General features: G+C 67.3%; 23 protein-coding genes. 20 read left to right on the top strand and 3 right to left on the bottom strand.

From position 1 onward, the window contains the following. Positions 1-69 precede the first annotated feature (69 nt). The 20 genes from rplN (at position 70) to truA (ending at position 11,959) form a co-directional block, all read left to right on the top strand. Entirely contained in the window at positions 70-438 is a 369-nt protein-coding gene (rplN, locus tag AB0L59_RS07345) for a 50S ribosomal protein L14 (RefSeq protein WP_003998823.1), read from the top strand. 2 nt (positions 439-440) lie between these two features. Further along, on the top strand, positions 441-764 hold the full coding sequence (rplX, locus tag AB0L59_RS07340; protein WP_030671805.1) for a 50S ribosomal protein L24: 324 nt from the start codon (positions 441-443) through the stop codon (positions 762-764). Then, positions 764-1,321, top strand: coding sequence for a 50S ribosomal protein L5 (gene rplE, locus AB0L59_RS07335; RefSeq protein WP_015658460.1), 558 nt, complete (start codon positions 764-766; stop codon positions 1,319-1,321). The genes rplX and rplE overlap by 1 nt, the downstream gene beginning before the upstream one ends. A gap of 5 nt (positions 1,322-1,326) precedes the next feature. Continuing rightward, positions 1,327-1,512: a type Z 30S ribosomal protein S14 gene (locus tag AB0L59_RS07330; RefSeq protein ID WP_003948630.1), complete on the top strand. Its 186-nt coding sequence runs from the start codon at positions 1,327-1,329 to the stop codon at positions 1,510-1,512. 213 nt (positions 1,513-1,725) lie between these two features. Further along, positions 1,726-2,124 (top strand): 30S ribosomal protein S8, encoded by a 399-nt coding sequence (rpsH, locus tag AB0L59_RS07325; RefSeq protein ID WP_007494756.1) that lies wholly within the window; start codon positions 1,726-1,728, stop codon positions 2,122-2,124. Positions 2,125-2,148: 24 nt separating this feature from the next. Next, the gene (gene rplF / locus AB0L59_RS07320; protein ID WP_365580367.1) at positions 2,149-2,688 is read left to right on the top strand and encodes a 50S ribosomal protein L6; all 540 of its coding nucleotides are present in this window, start codon (positions 2,149-2,151) and stop codon (positions 2,686-2,688) included. 3 nt (positions 2,689-2,691) lie between these two features. Next, a complete protein-coding gene (rplR, locus tag AB0L59_RS07315; protein ID WP_365332546.1) occupies positions 2,692-3,075 on the top strand; it encodes a 50S ribosomal protein L18 in 384 nt (127 codons plus the stop codon). Positions 3,076-3,112: 37 nt separating this feature from the next. Further along, entirely contained in the window at positions 3,113-3,718 is a 606-nt protein-coding gene (rpsE, locus tag AB0L59_RS07310) for a 30S ribosomal protein S5 (RefSeq protein WP_009190144.1), read from the top strand. A gap of 2 nt (positions 3,719-3,720) precedes the next feature. Further along, positions 3,721-3,903 (top strand): 50S ribosomal protein L30, encoded by a 183-nt coding sequence (gene rpmD, locus AB0L59_RS07305; protein ID WP_003998814.1) that lies wholly within the window; start codon positions 3,721-3,723, stop codon positions 3,901-3,903. Between the two features lie 2 nt (positions 3,904-3,905). Then, complete coding sequence (rplO, locus tag AB0L59_RS07300; RefSeq protein ID WP_014674382.1) at positions 3,906-4,361, top strand: 50S ribosomal protein L15; 456 nt, start codon at positions 3,906-3,908, stop codon at positions 4,359-4,361. Positions 4,362-4,605: 244 nt separating this feature from the next. After that, complete coding sequence (gene secY / locus AB0L59_RS07295; protein ID WP_365580363.1) at positions 4,606-5,919, top strand: preprotein translocase subunit SecY; 1,314 nt, start codon at positions 4,606-4,608, stop codon at positions 5,917-5,919. After that, complete coding sequence (locus AB0L59_RS07290; protein ID WP_365580360.1) at positions 5,919-6,581, top strand: adenylate kinase; 663 nt, start codon at positions 5,919-5,921, stop codon at positions 6,579-6,581. Before secY ends, AB0L59_RS07290 begins: the two co-directional genes overlap by 1 nt. Before the next feature lie 100 nt (positions 6,582-6,681). Continuing rightward, complete coding sequence (map, locus tag AB0L59_RS07285; protein WP_365580357.1) at positions 6,682-7,518, top strand: type I methionyl aminopeptidase; 837 nt, start codon at positions 6,682-6,684, stop codon at positions 7,516-7,518. A 197-nt stretch (positions 7,519-7,715) separates the two neighbouring features. After that, positions 7,716-7,937, top strand: coding sequence for a translation initiation factor IF-1 (infA, locus tag AB0L59_RS07280; protein WP_003948620.1), 222 nt, complete (start codon positions 7,716-7,718; stop codon positions 7,935-7,937). 60 nt (positions 7,938-7,997) lie between these two features. After that, the gene (gene rpmJ, locus AB0L59_RS07275) at positions 7,998-8,111 is read left to right on the top strand and encodes a 50S ribosomal protein L36 (RefSeq protein ID WP_003998809.1); all 114 of its coding nucleotides are present in this window, start codon (positions 7,998-8,000) and stop codon (positions 8,109-8,111) included. Between the two features lie 191 nt (positions 8,112-8,302). Then, positions 8,303-8,683 (top strand): 30S ribosomal protein S13, encoded by a 381-nt coding sequence (gene rpsM / locus AB0L59_RS07270; protein WP_009300593.1) that lies wholly within the window; start codon positions 8,303-8,305, stop codon positions 8,681-8,683. A gap of 65 nt (positions 8,684-8,748) precedes the next feature. Further along, complete coding sequence (gene rpsK / locus AB0L59_RS07265; RefSeq protein ID WP_003956432.1) at positions 8,749-9,153, top strand: 30S ribosomal protein S11; 405 nt, start codon at positions 8,749-8,751, stop codon at positions 9,151-9,153. 152 nt (positions 9,154-9,305) lie between these two features. After that, entirely contained in the window at positions 9,306-10,328 is a 1,023-nt protein-coding gene (locus AB0L59_RS07260; RefSeq protein WP_003966937.1) for a DNA-directed RNA polymerase subunit alpha, read from the top strand. 189 nt (positions 10,329-10,517) lie between these two features. After that, a complete protein-coding gene (gene rplQ / locus AB0L59_RS07255; RefSeq protein ID WP_365580353.1) occupies positions 10,518-11,012 on the top strand; it encodes a 50S ribosomal protein L17 in 495 nt (164 codons plus the stop codon). 107 nt (positions 11,013-11,119) lie between these two features. Further along, complete coding sequence (gene truA, locus AB0L59_RS07250; protein ID WP_365580351.1) at positions 11,120-11,959, top strand: tRNA pseudouridine(38-40) synthase TruA; 840 nt, start codon at positions 11,120-11,122, stop codon at positions 11,957-11,959. A 9-nt stretch (positions 11,960-11,968) separates the two neighbouring features. Here truA and AB0L59_RS07245 read toward each other — a convergent pair whose 3' ends face one another. From AB0L59_RS07245 to AB0L59_RS07235, 3 genes are read right to left on the bottom strand one after another with little or no spacing between them, the layout of a single operon-like run. Beyond that, positions 11,969-14,056 (bottom strand): acyltransferase family protein, encoded by a 2,088-nt coding sequence (locus AB0L59_RS07245; RefSeq protein ID WP_365580348.1) that lies wholly within the window; start codon positions 14,054-14,056, stop codon positions 11,969-11,971. 35 nt (positions 14,057-14,091) lie between these two features. After that, on the bottom strand, positions 14,092-15,189 hold the full coding sequence (locus AB0L59_RS07240) for an NDP-sugar synthase (RefSeq protein WP_365580345.1): 1,098 nt from the start codon (positions 15,187-15,189) through the stop codon (positions 14,092-14,094). A gap of 15 nt (positions 15,190-15,204) precedes the next feature. Continuing rightward, positions 15,205-16,431 carry a hypothetical protein gene (locus AB0L59_RS07235; RefSeq protein ID WP_365580342.1) on the bottom strand — a complete coding sequence of 409 codons (1,227 nt, stop codon included), beginning with the start codon at positions 16,429-16,431 and terminating at the stop codon, positions 15,205-15,207. Between the last annotated feature and the right edge of the window lie 14 nt (positions 16,432-16,445).

The following is a 16,445-nucleotide window of genomic DNA, read 5'->3' as shown; positions in this document are numbered from 1 at the left end:
GCTCGGCAGGGGCTCCCCTCGTAAAGAGGGGGCCCCTGCCGGGAACCGGCAGACAAACAGGAGATAGACGTGATCCAGCAGGAGTCGCGACTGCGTGTCGCCGACAACACTGGTGCGAAGGAGATCCTTTGCATCCGTGTGCTCGGTGGCTCCGGTCGCCGCTACGCGGGCATCGGTGACGTCATCGTCGCCACCGTCAAGGACGCGATCCCCGGTGGCAACGTGAAGAAGGGTGACGTCGTCAAGGCGGTCATCGTTCGCACCGTCAAGGAGCGCCGCCGTCCGGACGGCTCGTACATCCGCTTCGACGAGAACGCCGCCGTCATTCTGAAGAACGACGGCGACCCTCGCGGCACCCGCATCTTCGGCCCGGTCGGCCGTGAGCTGCGCGAGAAGAAGTTCATGAAGATCATCTCGCTCGCGCCGGAGGTGCTGTAAGCATGAAGATCAAGAAGGGCGACCTGGTCCAGGTCATCACCGGTAAGGACAAGGGCAAGCAGGGCAAGGTCATCGCGGCCTACCCCCGCGAGGACCGTGTCCTGGTCGAGGGTGTCAACCGGGTCAAGAAGCACACCAAGGCCGGCCCGACCGCTCGCGGTTCCCAGGCCGGCGGCATCGTGACCACCGAGGCCCCGATCCACGTGTCCAACGTTCAGCTGGTCGTGGAGAAGGACGGCAACAAGGTCGTCACGCGCGTCGGTTACCGCTTCGACGACGAGGGCAACAAGATCCGCGTTGCCAAGCGGACGGGTGAGGACATCTGATGGCTACCACCACCACTCCGCGTCTCAAGACGAAGTACCGCGAGGAGATCGCGGGCAAGCTGCGTGACGAGTTCAAGTACGAGAACGTCATGCAGGTTCCCGGCCTCGTCAAGATCGTGGTCAACATGGGTGTCGGCGACGCCGCCCGTGACTCGAAGCTGATCGAGGGCGCGATCCGCGACCTGACCACCATCACCGGTCAGAAGCCGGCCGTCACCAAGGCCCGCAAGTCCATCGCGCAGTTCAAGCTGCGTGAGGGTCAGCCGATCGGTGCCCACGTCACGCTCCGTGGCGACCGCATGTGGGAGTTCCTGGACCGCACCCTGTCGCTCGCGCTGCCGCGCATCCGCGACTTCCGCGGCCTGTCCCCCAAGCAGTTCGACGGCCGTGGCAACTACACCTTCGGTCTCACGGAGCAGGTCATGTTCCACGAGATCGACCAGGACAAGATCGACCGTACCCGGGGCATGGACATCACCGTGGTCACCACGGCGACCAACGACGCTGAGGGCCGCGCGCTCCTTCGTCACCTCGGCTTCCCGTTCAAGGAGGCGTGAGCGAGATGGCGAAGAAGGCTCTGATTGCCAAGGCTGCTCGCAAGCCCAAGTTCGGTGTGCGTGGCTACACCCGCTGCCAGCGCTGCGGCCGTCCGCACTCCGTGTACCGCAAGTTCGGCCTGTGCCGCGTGTGCCTTCGTGAGATGGCTCACCGTGGCGAGCTGCCGGGCGTGACCAAGAGCTCCTGGTAGTCCCCCTTTTAGGGATTCCAGAGGCTCTCGGTAAGCAATGGGCGTGTCAGGCGCCCTCCCTTCCATGGCTTAGGCTTGGAGGGTTGGGCGCCTGACGGTCGCCCGTACGACTTACTACGCCGTAGGTCCACCGCGCCGCACCCGTCCCGTCTCGGATCGGGGAGAGGGATGGCGCACCAGGAAACCCCGGCGAGAGAGGCCGAAGGCCAATTCATGACCATGACTGATCCGATCGCAGACATGCTGACGCGTCTGCGGAACGCGAACTCGGCGTACCACGACTCCGTGACGATGCCGGCGTCCAAGATCAAGTCGCACATCGCGGAGATCCTCCAGCAGGAGGGCTTCATCACGGGCTGGAAGATCGAGGACGCCGAGGTCGGCAAGAACCTCGTTCTCGAGCTGAAGTTCGGCCCGAACCGTGAGCGCTCCATCGCGGGCATCAAGCGGATCTCCAAGCCCGGTCTCCGGGTGTACGCGAAGTCCACCAACCTGCCGAAGGTGCTGGGCGGCCTCGGCGTGGCGATCATCTCCACGTCGCACGGGCTCCTCACCGACAAGCAGGCCGGCAAGAAGGGCGTGGGTGGGGAAGTCCTCGCCTACGTCTGGTAGCAGAAGGGAACGGAGGAAACAGCTATGTCGCGCATCGGCAAGCTCCCCATCGCGGTTCCCGCCGGCGTGGACGTCACCATCGACGGCCGTACGGTCTCGGTCAAGGGCCCCAAGGGCGCGCTGACCCACACCGTCGCGGCTCCGATCGACATCGCTAAGGGCGAGGACGGCACCCTGCAGGTGACCCGCCCGAACGACGAGCGTCAGAGCAAGGCCCTGCACGGCCTCTCCCGCACGCTGGTGGCGAACATGATCACCGGCGTGACCCAGGGTTACGTGAAGAAGCTCGAGATCAGCGGTGTCGGTTACCGAGTGACCGCCAAGGGTTCGAACCTGGAGTTCGCTCTCGGTTACAGCCACCCGATCCTGGTCGAGGCCCCCGAAGGCATCTCCTTCAAGGTGGAGTCCCCGACCCGTTTCTCGGTCGAGGGCATCGACAAGCAGAAGGTCGGCGAGGTTGCGGCCAACATCCGCAAGCTGCGCAAGCCCGACCCGTACAAGGCCAAGGGCGTCAAGTACGAGGGCGAAGTCATCCGCCGCAAGGTCGGAAAGGCGGGTAAGTAAGCCATGGCATACGGGCAGAAGATCCTCAAGGGCGACGCCTACAAGCGCGCCGCGATCAAGCGCCGTCACATCCGGATCCGCAAGCGGATCTCCGGTACGGCGGAGCGCCCCCGTCTGGTCGTGACCCGCTCCAACCGCCACATCGTGGCGCAGGTGATCGACGACCTGAAGGGCCACACCCTGGCGTCGGCGTCCACGCTGGACGCGTCGATCCGTGGTGGCGAGTCCGACAAGTCCGCGCAGGCCAAGCAGGTCGGCGCCCTGGTCGCCGAGCGTGCCAAGGCCGCCGGTGTCGAGGCCGTCGTGTTCGACCGTGGTGGCAACCAGTACGCCGGGCGCATCGCCGCCCTGGCGGACGCCGCCCGCGAGGCCGGGCTCAGGTTCTGAGCCGCCGTAGCTAGCGGAAAAGAGAGAGGTAAATCCAATGGCTGGACCCCAGCGCCGCGGTGGCGGTGCCGGTGGCGGCGAGCGGCGGGACCGGAAGGGCCGTGACGGCGGCGCTGCTGCCGCCGAGAAGACCGCGTACGTTGAGCGCGTCGTCGCGATCAACCGCGTCGCCAAGGTTGTGAAGGGTGGTCGTCGCTTCAGCTTCACCGCGCTGGTCGTGGTGGGCGACGGTGACGGCACCGTGGGTGTCGGATACGGCAAGGCCAAGGAGGTGCCGGCCGCCATCGCCAAGGGCGTTGAGGAGGCCAAGAAGCACTTCTTCAAGGTCCCCCGGATCCAGGGCACCATCCCGCACCCGATCCAGGGTGAGAAGGCTGCCGGCGTCGTCCTGCTCAAGCCCGCGTCCCCCGGTACCGGTGTTATCGCCGGTGGCCCGGTGCGTGCCGTGCTCGAGTGCGCCGGTATCCACGACGTGCTGTCGAAGTCGCTCGGCTCCGACAACGCGATCAACATCGTGCACGCGACCGTGGAGGCCCTGAAGGGCCTGCAGCGTCCCGAGGAGATCGCGGCCCGCCGTGGTCTGCCGCTCGAGGACGTCGCTCCCGCGGCTCTCCTTCGTGCGCGTGCCGGGGCGGGTGCGTAATCATGGCGCAGCTCAAGATCACGCAGGTCAAGTCCTACATCGGCAGCAAGCAGAACCACCGTGACACCCTGCGGTCGCTTGGTCTCAAGGGGATCAACACCGTGGTCGTCAAGGAGGACCGCCCCGAGTTCCGCGGCATGGTGCACACCGTCCGCCACCTCGTGACGGTCGAGGAGGTCGACTGATCATGGCGGAGCAGAACCCGCTGAAGATCCACAACCTCCGTCCCGCCCCGGGCGCCAAGACCGCCAAGACCCGTGTGGGTCGTGGTGAGGCGTCGAAGGGTAAGACGGCCGGTCGTGGTACCAAGGGCACCAAGGCCCGCTACCAGGTTCCGGAGCGCTTCGAGGGTGGCCAGATGCCGCTGCACATGCGCCTCCCGAAGCTGAAGGGCTTCAAGAACCCGTTCAAGACCGAGTACCAGGTCGTGAACCTCGACAAGCTGGCCGCGCTCTACCCCGAGGGTGGCGAGGTCACCGTCGAGGGTCTGGTGGCCAAGGGTGCCGTTCGCAAGAACAGCCTCGTCAAGGTCCTCGGCCAGGGCGAGATCTCCGTGGCGCTGCAGGTGACGGTCGACGCCGTCTCCGGCTCCGCCAAGGAGAAGATCACCGCCGCCGGCGGTACGGTCACCGAGCTGGTCTGAGTTCCTCGGACTTCTCGATGACGTGAGCGATCCCGACCGGGGATACCCCACAAAAGGGGTATCCCCGGTCGGTCGTTCCACGGTCGGTGCTCTCGCCGGTAAGGTGGCCAGCACTGCCTACTTTCACCGGGTGCTTCCCATGGGGCACCCTGAGCGGCAGTTGACCGTTAGCTATTCGTCTGTATCCGTCGAACCTCAAGACCGTCACCCTTGACGCACTGGCGCGGGGGTCGCAGGAGGCACCGTGCTCACCGCGTTCGCCCGGGCGTTCAGGACGCCCGACCTGCGCAAGAAGCTGCTCTTCACGCTGGCCATCATCGTGGTCTACCGGGTCGGTACCCACATTCCGATCCCCGGCGTCAACTACAAGGCCGTCCAGCAGTGTGTGACCGAGGCGGGGGCCAACCAGGGCCTCTTCGGTCTCGTGAACATGTTCAGCGGCGGTGCGCTGCTGCAGATCACGGTCTTCGCGCTCGGCATCATGCCGTACATCACGGCCAGCATCATTCTTCAGCTGCTGACCGTGGTCATCCCGCGCCTGGAAGCCCTGAAGAAGGAGGGCCAGGCCGGTACGGCGAAGATCACGCAGTACACCCGCTACCTGACCGTGGCCCTCGCCATCCTGCAGGGCACCGGCCTGGTCGCCACCGCACGCAGCGGCGCGCTCTTCAACGGCTGCTCGGTCGCCACGAGCATCGTTCCGGACCAGGCGATCTTCACGACGATCACCATGGTCGTCTGCATGACCGCCGGTACGGCCGTGGTGATGTGGCTCGGTGAGCTGATCACCGACCGCGGCATCGGCAACGGCATGTCGATCCTGATGTTCATCTCGATCGCCGCGACCTTCCCGTCCGCGCTGTGGGCGATCAAGAAGCAGGGCACCCTGGCCGGCGGCTGGATCGAGTTCGGCACGGTGATCCTGGTCGGCCTGGTGATGGTCGCGCTCGTGGTCTTCGTCGAGCAGGCCCAGCGCCGTATCCCGGTGCAGTACGCCAAACGCATGATCGGCCGTCGTTCCTACGGTGGTACGTCCACGTACATCCCGCTCAAGGTGAACCAGGCGGGTGTGATTCCCGTCATCTTCGCCTCCTCGCTGCTCTACATCCCGGCGCTCGTGGCGCAGTTCGCGGGGGGCAACTCGGGCTGGAAGACCTGGATCACCCAGAACCTGACCAAGGGCGACCACCCGATTTACATCACTCTGTACTTCTTGCTCATCGTTTTCTTCGCGTTCTTCTACGTGGCGATCTCCTTCAACCCCGAGGAAGTCGCCGACAACATGAAGAAGTATGGTGGCTTCATCCCGGGCATCCGGGCTGGCCGACCGACGGCTGAGTACCTCAGCTACGTGCTCAACCGGATCACCTGGCCGGGTTCGCTGTATCTGGGTCTGATTGCTCTCGTGCCAACAATGGCGTTGGTCGGGTTCGGGGCGACGAACAACTTCCCGTTCGGCGGAACCAGCATCCTGATCATCGTGGGTGTCGGTCTCGAGACGGTGAAGCAGATCGAGAGCCAGCTCCAGCAGCGCAATTACGAAGGGTTCCTCCGCTGATGCGTATCGTCCTCGTCGGGCCGCCGGGTGCCGGTAAGGGAACGCAAGCCGTCCGCCTCGCCGAGAAGCTGGCCATCCCGCACATCTCCACGGGCGACCTGTTCCGGGCCAACATCAGCCAGCAGACCGAGCTCGGCAAGCTCGCGAAGTCCTACATGGACGCCGGCAACCTCGTCCCCGACGAGGTCACCATCGCGATGGCCAAGGACCGCATGGAGCAGCCGGACGCCGAGAGCGGCTTCCTGCTGGACGGCTTCCCGCGCAACGTCTCGCAGGCCGAGGCGCTGGACGAGCTCCTGGAGACCGAGGGCATCAACCTCGACGCCGTCCTGGACCTGGAGGTCCCGGAGGACGAGGTCGTCAAGCGGATCGCCGGCCGGCGCATCTGCCGCAACGAGTCGTCGCACGTATTCCACGTGACGTACAGCCCGCCGAAGAAGGAGGGCGTGTGCGACGTCTGTGGCGGTGAGCTGTACCAGCGCGACGACGACTCCGAGGACACCGTCCGCAAGCGGCTCGAGGTCTACCACACGCAGACCGAGCCGATCATCGACTACTACAAGGCGCAGGGCCTGGTCGTGACGATCTCCGCCCTGGGCCCCGTGGACGAGATCACGCAGCGGGCTCTGGAGGCCCTCAAGCGCGAGAAGGCCGAGAGCTAGGATCCCGGCTCCTCAGGCCGCGGTGCCCCCCCCGGGCGCCGCGGCCGTACTGTTGTACAGACACCCAGCCGATGCGAGTGACGGAGAGCGCAGGCCCCCCATGGTGCAGATCAAGACCCCCGAGCAGATCGCGAAGATGCGTGCGGCGGGCCTGGTCGTAGCCGCCATCCACGCGGCCACTCGCGAGGCCGCGGTGCCCGGCGCCTCCACCAGGGATCTGGACGAGGTCGCCCGCAAGGTCCTCGCCGAGCACGGCGCCAAGTCGAACTTCCTGGGCTACGGCGGCTTCCCCGCGACCATCTGCACCTCCGTGAACGACGTGGTCGTCCACGGCATCCCCTCCGAGGACGTCGTCCTGAAGGACGGCGACATCATCTCCATCGACTGCGGCGCGATCCTCGACGGCTGGCACGGCGACGCGGCCTACACGGCCTTCGTGGGCTCCGGTCACGCCCCGGAGCTGATCGAGCTCTCCCGGGTGACCGAGGAGTCGATGTGGGCCGGCATCGCGGCCATGAAGCAGGGCAACCGCCTGGTCGACGTCTCCCGCGCGATCGAGACGTACATCCGCCGCCAGCCGAAGCCGGGCGGCGGCAGGTACGGGATCATCGAGGACTACGGCGGCCACGGCATCGGCACCGAGATGCACATGGACCCGCACCTGCTGAACTACGTCGACCGGCGCCGCGGCAAGGGCCCCAAGCTGGTGCCCGGCTTCTGCCTGGCCATCGAGCCGATGGTCTCCCTGGGCACGCCGCGCACCGAGGTGCTCTCGGACGACTGGACGGTCATCACCACCGACGGCACCTGGTCCTCGCACTGGGAGCACTCGGTCGCCCTCACCGAGCAGGGCCCGCTGGTCCTGACGGCCCCCGACGGCGGCAAGGCCAAGCTCGCCGAGTACGGCATCGCTGCCGCACCGGACCCGCTCGCATGACGAGCGGCCGCACCGGATCCGCTCGCTCAAGAGAACACCCGCCCGCATGGTGATCTCCCTCGTGGGGCAGACTTCCTCGATTCGCCTTTCCCGGTGCGCCGACGTAGACTGACTCGTCGGCTCTCGTGCATCCTCATGCCCTCAAGCTTGAGACTGCGACGGGAGTCGATCAAGGTAGTCGATTCGAAGGGCGAAGCGTGGCCAAGAAGCAAGGTGCCATCGAGATCGAGGGCACTGTCGTCGAGTCTCTGCCGAACGCCATGTTCAAGGTCGAGCTCCAGAACGGCCACCAGGTCCTGGCACACATCAGCGGCAAGATGCGTATGCACTACATCCGCATCCTCCCTGACGACCGGGTCGTGGTGGAGTTGTCTCCGTACGACCTGACGCGTGGCCGGATCGTCTACCGGTACAAGTAGATCTTGCCCGCATCCCGTCCTAGGCGGGGTGGTGGCACTGACCCGGAGAACCTCAATCCCATGAAGGTCAAGCCGAGCGTCAAGAAGATCTGCGACAAGTGCAGGGTGATCCGCCGTCACGGCCGGGTCATGGTCATCTGCGAGAACCCGCGCCACAAGCAGCGCCAGGGCTGACGCACGACCATCACCCTCTGCACCTCTATCGCAGAGATTCGCGCGACGCGAGCTGAATATGTTCATACGCAGAACCCGAGCCATCCAGCTCGACACCCCCGGTTCGGAGGCCGGGGACCCGGTTCGTACCTCGTACGGCGGCCGGGATCCGGTTCTGCGGAAGACCTCCGAAGATCACCAGGAGCCATTGAATGGCACGCGTTTCCGGTGTTGACATCCCGCGCGAAAAGCGCGTGGAGGTCGCCCTCACCTACGTGTTCGGCATCGGCCGGACCCTCTCGAAGGAGACGCTGGCTGCGACCGGCGTCGACCCGAACACCCGCGTTCGTGACCTGAGCGAAGAGCAGCTGGTCGCGATCCGCGAGTACGTCGACAACAACATCAAGACCGAGGGTGACCTCCGTCGCGAGATCCAGGCCGACATCCGCCGCAAGGTCGAGATCGGCTGCTACCAGGGTCTCCGTCACCGTCGCGGTCTGCCCGTCCGCGGTCAGCGCACCAGCACCAACGCTCGTACCCGCAAGGGCCCGCGTCGCGCCATCGCCGGCAAGAAGAAGCCGGGCAAGAAGTAGTCCGCAGCGGACACCTGTCCACGGTCTTCGCTGTAGGACCGACCACCTCCCGTAGGAGTTAGTAGATGCCCCCCAAGGGACGTCAGGGCGCTGCCAAGAAGGTGCGCCGCAAGGAAAAGAAGAACGTCGCTCACGGCCACGCGCACATCAAGAGCACGTTCAACAACACGATCGTCTCGATCACGGACCCCTCGGGCAACGTGATCTCCTGGGCCTCCGCCGGCCACGTCGGCTTCAAGGGTTCCCGGAAGTCCACGCCGTTCGCCGCGCAGATGGCCGCCGAGTCGGCTGCCCGCCGCGCCCAGGAGCACGGCATGCGCAAGGTCGACGTGTTCGTCAAGGGCCCGGGCTCCGGTCGTGAGACCGCGATCCGCTCCCTGCAGGCCACGGGCCTCGAGGTCGGCTCCATCCAGGACGTCACCCCGACCCCGCACAACGGCTGCCGTCCGCCGAAGCGCCGCCGCGTCTGACGCACGGCCTTCGTTCGGCTCAGGGTTCGGGCGGTACGGCTCCGTAAGGGGCGTATCGCCCGTACCCTTTGCAGTACCCGCACTTCTCACGGGTGCGGTTTCCGTCGGACGTCAAATAGCGGGCGTCCACGAATGAAGGATCTGATCCACACATGCTGATCGCTCAGCGTCCCTCGTTGACCGAAGAGGTCGTCGACGAGTTCCGCTCCCGGTTCGTCATCGAGCCGCTGGAGCCGGGCTTCGGCTACACCCTCGGCAACTCCCTCCGCCGCACCCTCCTGTCGTCGATCCCCGGCGCTGCTGTCACCAGCATCCGCATCGACGGCGTCCTGCACGAGTTCACCACCGTGCCGGGCGTCAAGGAGGACGTCACCGACCTGATCCTCAACATCAAGCAGCTGGTCGTCTCCTCGGAGCACGACGAGCCGGTCGTGATGTACCTGCGCAAGCAGGGCCCGGGTCTGGTCACCGCCGCCGACATCGCGCCCCCGGCCGGTGTCGAGGTGCACAACCCCGACCTCGTCCTCGCCACGCTCAACGGCAAGGGCAAGCTGGAGATGGAGCTGACGGTCGAGCGCGGCCGCGGTTACGTCTCCGCCGTGCAGAACAAGCAGGTGGGCCAGGAGATCGGCCGTATCCCGGTCGACTCCATCTACTCGCCGGTTCTGAAGGTCACGTACAAGGTCGAGGCCACGCGTGTCGAGCAGCGCACCGACTTCGACAAGCTGATCGTCGACGTCGAGACCAAGCAGGCCATGCGTCCGCGTGACGCCATGGCGTCGGCCGGTAAGACCCTGGTCGAGCTGTTCGGTCTGGCTCGCGAGCTCAACATCGACGCCGAGGGCATCGACATGGGCCCGTCCCCGACGGACGCCGCCCTGGCCGCCGACCTCGCGCTGCCGATCGAGGAGCTGGAGCTCACGGTCCGCTCCTACAACTGCCTCAAGCGTGAGGGCATCCACTCCGTGGGTGAGCTCGTCGCCCGCTCCGAGGCCGACCTGCTGGACATCCGCAACTTCGGTGCGAAGTCCATCGACGAGGTCAAGGCGAAGCTGGCCGGCATGGGCCTGGCCCTGAAGGACAGCCCGCCCGGATTCGACCCGACCGCCGCCGCCGACGCCTTCGGGGCCGACGACGACGCGGACGCCGGTTTCGTGGAGACCGAGCAGTACTAAGAGCTCGGGCTCGACGGCTGGATCGTGGCTGCGGGCCGGTTGCGGCCGGTCGCGCGGCTCCCCGCGCCCCTTCGGGGGCGCGGACCTCCGGTGCTTGGGAAAGCGGCCGGATCTCCGACAGGCAACCGCCTGCTCGGATACTGACCCCGGTACCTGACACGGCCGGGGCAGACACACAGGAGAAGAACAATGCCGAAGCCCACCAAGGGTGCCCGTCTGGGCGGCAGCGCCGCGCACGAGAAGCTGCTCCTCGCGAACCTGGCGAAGAGCCTCTTCGAGCATGGCCGTATCACCACCACCGAGGCGAAGGCCCGCCGCCTGCGCCCGTACGCCGAGCGTCTGATCACCAAGGCGAAGAAGGGCGACCTTCACAACCGCCGTCAGGTGCTCCAGGTCATCACGGACAAGGGCATCGTCCACACGCTCTTCACCGAGATCGGCCCGCGGTACGAGAACCGTCCGGGTGGCTACACCCGCATCACCAAGATCGGTAACCGCCGTGGCGACAACGCGCCCATGGCCGTCATCGAGCTGGTCGAGGCGCTGACGGTGCAGCAGAAGGCCGTGGGTGAGGCCGAGGCCGCCACCAAGCGTGCGGTCAAGGAGGCCGACGAGGCCAAGGCTGCCGAGACCACCGAGGCGCCGGCCGAGGAGGCCGCTGCCGAGGAGTCGAAGGACGCCTGAGGCTCTGCCTGACGCGGAGAGCGGGCCCGCCCCTAGGGGCGGGCCCGCTTTCCCGTTTCCGAGCAGGCACTTCCCTGACAGGAGCCCGAGCTTGAGAGGATCTGTTCGTGAGTGAAGTACAGCCCGGTGACGTCCGCATCCGCCTCGACCTCTCCTACGACGGCACCGACTTCCACGGCTGGGCCAAGCAGGCCGGCGGCCGGCGGACGGTCCAGGCGGAGGTCGAGGACGCGCTGCGCACGGTGACGCGGTCGCCGGAGACGTTCGAGCTGACCGTGGCCGGGCGCACCGACGCCGGGGTGCACGCCCGGGGCCAGGTCGCCCATGTGGATCTGCCCCGGGGGGTCTGGGCGGAGCAGAGCGGAAAGCTGCTCAAGCGTCTCGCCGGGCGGCTGCCCAGGGACGTGCGGGTGTGGGCCCTGCGGGAGGCGCCCGCGGGTTTCGACGCGCGGTTCGCCGCGATCTGGCGGCGCTACGTCTACCGCGTCACCGACAACCCCGGCGGCGTGGACCCGCTGCTGCGCAACCATGTGCTGTGGCACGACTGGCCGCTGGACGTCGCCGTGATGGACGCCGCCGCCAAGTCCCTGGTCGGCGAGCACGACTTCGCGGCGTACGCCAAGAAACGGGAGGGTGCGACCACGATCCGGGAGATCCTCGACTTCGGCGTGGTCCGGCGCGCGGACGGCGTCATCGAGATCGAGGTCCGGGCGGACGCCTTCTGCCACAACCAGGTGCGCTCCATGGTGGGCGCGCTGCTGTTCGTCGGCGACGGCCACCGCGATGTGCAGTGGCCGCGGCGCGTCCTCGACGCCGGTGTCAGGGACAGCGCCGTCCACGTCGTCCGCCCGCACGGGCTGACCCTGGAGGAGGTCGCCTACCCGGCGGACGAGATGCTGCTGGAGAGGCAGAGGCAGGCCCGCCGGGTACGGGGGAAGGTTCACTGACGGCGGACCTCAGCCGGCCAGGGCTTTCTGAATGGTCGGCTTGAGAAAGGGTGCCAGCGACCTCGCGTAGGCCCCCGTCATGTGACTGTTGTCGAAGTAGACGATCTGGTCGGCGATCACCGTCGGGCAGACGTCGTCTGCGCAGAACGCGGGTAGTGAGTCGAGGACCTCGGCACCGTGGCGCTCGGCGACCTTCTGCTCCACGGCACGGAAGTCAGGGAATTCGACGGCCTTGTCCTCGGCGGGGTTGCAGGCGGAGACCTCGTGGATGTGGGTGGCGAGGCAGTCGGGTACGTTCCGGCCGGGCTGAGGGGTGTCCGTGATGTAGACGAGCTTGGCACCGGAGGCCTCGAGAACCTTGAAGGCCTGCTCGGCGCCCTTCTCGGTCACTTCCTGCCGGATGCGGCTGGTGACGACGATCACGTCGGGCTTGAGGTCGTCGATGCTCTTGAACGCCGATTGCCGCCAGCTGTCGCACTCGGAGTACTCGCGGTTCAGCTCGGGGTTCTTGATGGCGTACACCTCGGGGGAGCAGCCGCCCTTCGCCATGGTCACCACCTTCACGTGCAGCGATTTCCCGAGGCTCTCGAAGGCGTCGCCCCACTGCCAGGCGTGGGAGTCTCCGATGACAACGATCGAGCGCTTGCCCTGCTTGTCCCCGATCACGCAGTTGTCACGCATGACGAACTTCTTGACGTCGGTGTTGTCGATGCAGCCGTAGTGGGTCGTGTCCTTGGGAGCTCCCGGGAGGATGCTCTGCGCGGTGGCGGAGAGATCCTTCTGGAGCACGGCCTGCTTCACCGACTTCTCGTCGGCGTACCCGACGGAGCTCCCTCTCGCGGCGCCGGCGGCCGTGTCCAGGTTGAGCGGTACCACCCTTATGGCGAGGATCATGGCGACGGCCGCGGTGGCGGTCAGGGTCAGGCCGGTCAGGATGCCGCGCCACGGGATCTGAACGAGCCTGGCGTTGGCCTTCAGACGTCGTTCGATCACATAGTGCCCGGCGACGGCGAGCACGAAGGAGCCTGAGGCGACGCGGAAGCGGTCGGAGTAGGTGATCTCATGGCCGACGATGTCCGACCAGAGGATCAGCAGCGGCCAGTGCCAGAGATACCAGCCGTAGCTCGCATTGCCGACGAAATTGAAGACGGGGTTGTCGAGGAGGCGCTCGGCGCCGAGGCGAGGGTTGGCACAGCCGCCTGCCATGATCAGGGCGGCGCCGAGCACGGGGCCGCCCACCGCGTATCCGGGCAAGGGGGTCTGCTCGGTGATGAGGGACGCGGTGACCAGTACGGTGCCGAGTCCCACCCAGCTGAGGACGGCCGCGAGGCCCTGGTACATGCGTGACAGGAACCGGGCGTTGAGGGCGACGAAGACGCCGACGGCCAGTTCCCACACGCGGGTCGGGGTGCCGAAGTAGGCCAGCGGCTGGTTCGTCTGGGTCGTCGTGACCGACAGATAGAGCGAACCGCTGATCACGGCGGCCAGGAACAGCCCGACCAGGAAGCGGTTGCGGAAGATGACCCGGCTGAGCCAGGCGACGACGACGAGCGCGATCGGCGCGAGGAGGTAGAACTGCTCCTCGATGCTCAGCGACCAGAAGTGCTGGTACGGCGACTGGCTGCCGTCGGCGGCGAAGTAGTCGGTGCCGTTCTCGGCCTGGCGCCAGTTGATGAAGCTCAGCGAGGCGGCGAAGCCGTCCTGCATGTAGCTGCGGAACCTGAGCGGGCTGGCGTAGACCCAGGCCACCACGGCCGTCACGATGATGGTGAGGGCGGCCCCCGGGGCCAGCCGCCGGAACCGGCGGGCCCAGAACCTGCCGAGCGACACCTTGCCGGTCTTGTCGATCTCCGCAAGGAGCTGGCTGCCGATGAGGAAGCCGCTGAGCGTGAAGCTGACGTCGACGCCACCGTGGATGCCGAGGATGCCTGTGTGTACGCAGACGACCATCGTGATCGCGACGGCGCGCAGGCCCTGAAGGTCGGGCCGGTACTTGCGCAGCCGGTCTTCCTTCGGGGCTCTTCGGCGGTGCTGGTCCGGCCGGTGCCCGGGCGGCCGCGTCGTGTCGCTTGTCGCGGTGGCTTGATGGGTGGTCACGTCTCTCCTGTCGCTGTCCGGCCGGGCCGGATCTCTCAGTGGGCCGTCGGACAGGCGGTGGCGGTGCCGCTCATCCGTACTCCCAGGGAGGGAATGCGGATGCCGCAGGCGAGCCGCAGCTGGGCGGGCAGCTCGTTCTGCGCGCCGACGTGCGAGTGGCAGCCGACCACGACCTCGCGAAGGAACGATTCGCTGCCGATCGAGGAGTCGTGGTCGACCACCGACTCGTGGATCTGCGCGCCCTCGGCCACGGTGACGTTCGCGCCGACGATGGAGCGGTCGACGACCACCCGCGGGCCGATCACGGCGTGCGGGCCGATGGTCGAGCCGCCCGTGACGCGGGCGGTCGCGTCGACGGTGGCCGTGGGATGGATCAGGGCCTCGGCCGGCGGCCCCACCAGCGGCGAGGTCGCCCTGCCGGTGACCAGGTCGGCGGACCCGTGCACGAAGGCGAGCGGGGTGCCGAGGTCACGCCAGTAGTCGTCCGTGACGTGGCCGAAGACGCGTCCGCCCCCGGCGACGAGCTGCGGGAAGGTCTCCTGCTCGACGGAGACCTCCCGATCGCCCGGGATGGCGTCCAGGACGGAGCGACGGAAGACGTAGCAGCCGGCGTTGATCTGGTCGGTGACGATCTCCGCCGGGGTCTTGGGCTTCTCCAGGAAGGACAGCACCCGGCCGCTCTCGTCGGTGGGGACGAGGCCGAAGGCGCGGGGGTCGGCGACGCGGGTGAGGTGCAGCGTCACGTCCGCCTCGGTGGCCTCGTGGTGGGCCAGGATGCCGCGCAGGTGCACGCCGGAGAGGATGTCGCCGTTGAGGACCAGGACCGGCGCGTCGGCCCCGCCACGCAGCAGCCGTCCCGCGTTGCGGATCGCCCCGCCCGTGCCGAGCGGGACCTCCTCGACGGCGTAGGAGATCTTCAGGTCCTGGGAGAAATCCCGGAACTCCTCCTCGAAGAGGGCGGCCAGATAGGACGTGGCGAACACCAGGTGCTCGATGCCCGCGTCCACCAGCTTGGCCACCTGGTGGCGGATGAAGGAGGAGCCGGCGACGTCGAGGAGCGGCTTCGGGGTGTGGTTGGTCAGGGGGCGCAGGCGGGTTCCCTTGCCGCCCACGAGGATGATGGCTTCCTGCATGTGTGCCTCGCTCGGTCAGCTGGTGGTCTGGGTCCCGGGTCCTGCGTAGTCGGAGGTGAAGCAGGCCCTGATCGCCTTCTCGGTGAGGGGACGGCCGGCGAAGTCGAGCCGGGAGGCGACCTTGTCGTCGGGCTTGGTGTTCGGGTCGTCGTCGAAGTAGATCGACCACCAGTAGACGCCGCTCATCTTCCGTTCCTGGACCACCCGGCACACGGCCGTGTACCAGTTGGCCTGCACCTGAGGGTCGACCGTCCGCTTGGTGTAGAAGTCTCCGGGGGCGTGGTAGGCGCCCTTCATGGCGCCGATGCCGGCCTCCGCGACGGTGATCTTGGGCAGGGGACCGGCGGCCTTCCTGTCCAGCCACCTGTTCCAGCCGGCGGCCAGGGTGTCCACCGAGGCGTCGTCGCCGACCTTGATCGGGAAGTAGGCGTCGATGCCGAGGTGACTGACCGGCATGACCACCGGGCCCTGGACGTAGTTGTCCCAGTTCGCGTCGTAGGCGACCTCGCCGCTGAACAGCTTCTCGGCGTCGTCCACGACGGTCTCCCAGTGGGGGTCGCCCTCCAGGGAGTTCAGCTCGGTGCCGATGACGAACGTGGTCGCCTTCTCGCTCTCCGCCGCCTTCAGATACGGGGTGACGAACTTCTCGTAGGAGGCGAACCAGGCGTCCCGGTCGGCCGGCTTGATGTTGCCGCGCCAGCCGTCCTCGGCCTTCAGGGAGTGCTCGTCCATCAGCGGCCGGATGGTGGTGCGCAGCCCGGCCTCGTGGAAGATCTCCAGGACGCGGGCCAGCCGGTCCGGGGCCGGGGTCTTGTCGCCCCGGCTGATCTTCGTCGAGGCGCGGTTACGGGTGAAGAACGGGAAGGACACGCTGACGGAGTTGGCGTGCAGGCCGACCAGGTAGTTCGCGTGCAGCCGGGCCTGCTTCTCGACGTAGGCGAGGGAATGCCTGGGGTTGTCCTCCCAGTACAGCTGGGCGCCCCACTGGGGCATGCCCGGCTTCCACGCCTTGTCCACCCTGGCGACCTCGGGGGTCGACGAGGGCGCGGCGGAGGTCTTGCCGTGACTGCCCCCGGAGCCGGTCGTCCGGGGCTGTTCCCTGCCGTCGAGCACCAGGTGGGGTACGAGCGAGCCCGACGACCACTGCAGCGGGTGGTTGCCGAACACGAAGGGGACCGCGACCACGAAGGCGATGACGGTGACGGGGAGCACGGCGAGCATGGGCAGGCGTGCGCGCTTCATGGGTGTGAGATCTC

This window comes from Streptomyces sp. NPDC052109 (assembly GCF_040680195.1).
Lineage (GTDB): Bacteria > Actinomycetota > Actinomycetes > Streptomycetales > Streptomycetaceae > Streptomyces.
This window is presented reverse-complemented; position numbering and strand designations above follow the sequence as displayed.

What these genes read in the sequence shown, in the direction of transcription:
- rplX (WP_030671805.1), top strand. Translation starts at nt 441, where the DNA reads ATGAAGATCAAGAAGGGCGACCTGGTCCAGGTCATCACCGGTAAGGAC.
- rplE (WP_015658460.1), top strand. Translation starts at nt 764, where the DNA reads ATGGCTACCACCACCACTCCGCGTCTCAAGACGAAGTACCGCGAGGAG.
- AB0L59_RS07330 (WP_003948630.1), top strand. Translation starts at nt 1,327, where the DNA reads ATGGCGAAGAAGGCTCTGATTGCCAAGGCTGCTCGCAAGCCCAAGTTC.
- rpsH (WP_007494756.1), top strand. Translation starts at nt 1,726, where the DNA reads ATGACCATGACTGATCCGATCGCAGACATGCTGACGCGTCTGCGGAAC.
- rplF (WP_365580367.1), top strand. Translation starts at nt 2,149, where the DNA reads ATGTCGCGCATCGGCAAGCTCCCCATCGCGGTTCCCGCCGGCGTGGAC.
- rplR (WP_365332546.1), top strand. Translation starts at nt 2,692, where the DNA reads ATGGCATACGGGCAGAAGATCCTCAAGGGCGACGCCTACAAGCGCGCC.
- rpsE (WP_009190144.1), top strand. Translation starts at nt 3,113, where the DNA reads ATGGCTGGACCCCAGCGCCGCGGTGGCGGTGCCGGTGGCGGCGAGCGG.
- rpmD (WP_003998814.1), top strand. Translation starts at nt 3,721, where the DNA reads ATGGCGCAGCTCAAGATCACGCAGGTCAAGTCCTACATCGGCAGCAAG.
- rplO (WP_014674382.1), top strand. Translation starts at nt 3,906, where the DNA reads ATGGCGGAGCAGAACCCGCTGAAGATCCACAACCTCCGTCCCGCCCCG.
- AB0L59_RS07290 (WP_365580360.1), top strand. Translation starts at nt 5,919, where the DNA reads ATGCGTATCGTCCTCGTCGGGCCGCCGGGTGCCGGTAAGGGAACGCAA.
- map (WP_365580357.1), top strand. Translation starts at nt 6,682, where the DNA reads ATGGTGCAGATCAAGACCCCCGAGCAGATCGCGAAGATGCGTGCGGCG.
- rpmJ (WP_003998809.1), top strand. Translation starts at nt 7,998, where the DNA reads ATGAAGGTCAAGCCGAGCGTCAAGAAGATCTGCGACAAGTGCAGGGTG.
- rpsM (WP_009300593.1), top strand. Translation starts at nt 8,303, where the DNA reads ATGGCACGCGTTTCCGGTGTTGACATCCCGCGCGAAAAGCGCGTGGAG.
- rpsK (WP_003956432.1), top strand. Translation starts at nt 8,749, where the DNA reads ATGCCCCCCAAGGGACGTCAGGGCGCTGCCAAGAAGGTGCGCCGCAAG.
- AB0L59_RS07260 (WP_003966937.1), top strand. Translation starts at nt 9,306, where the DNA reads ATGCTGATCGCTCAGCGTCCCTCGTTGACCGAAGAGGTCGTCGACGAG.
- rplQ (WP_365580353.1), top strand. Translation starts at nt 10,518, where the DNA reads ATGCCGAAGCCCACCAAGGGTGCCCGTCTGGGCGGCAGCGCCGCGCAC.
- AB0L59_RS07240 (WP_365580345.1), bottom strand. Translation starts at nt 15,189, where the DNA reads ATGCAGGAAGCCATCATCCTCGTGGGCGGCAAGGGAACCCGCCTGCGC.
- AB0L59_RS07235 (WP_365580342.1), bottom strand. Translation starts at nt 16,431, where the DNA reads ATGAAGCGCGCACGCCTGCCCATGCTCGCCGTGCTCCCCGTCACCGTC.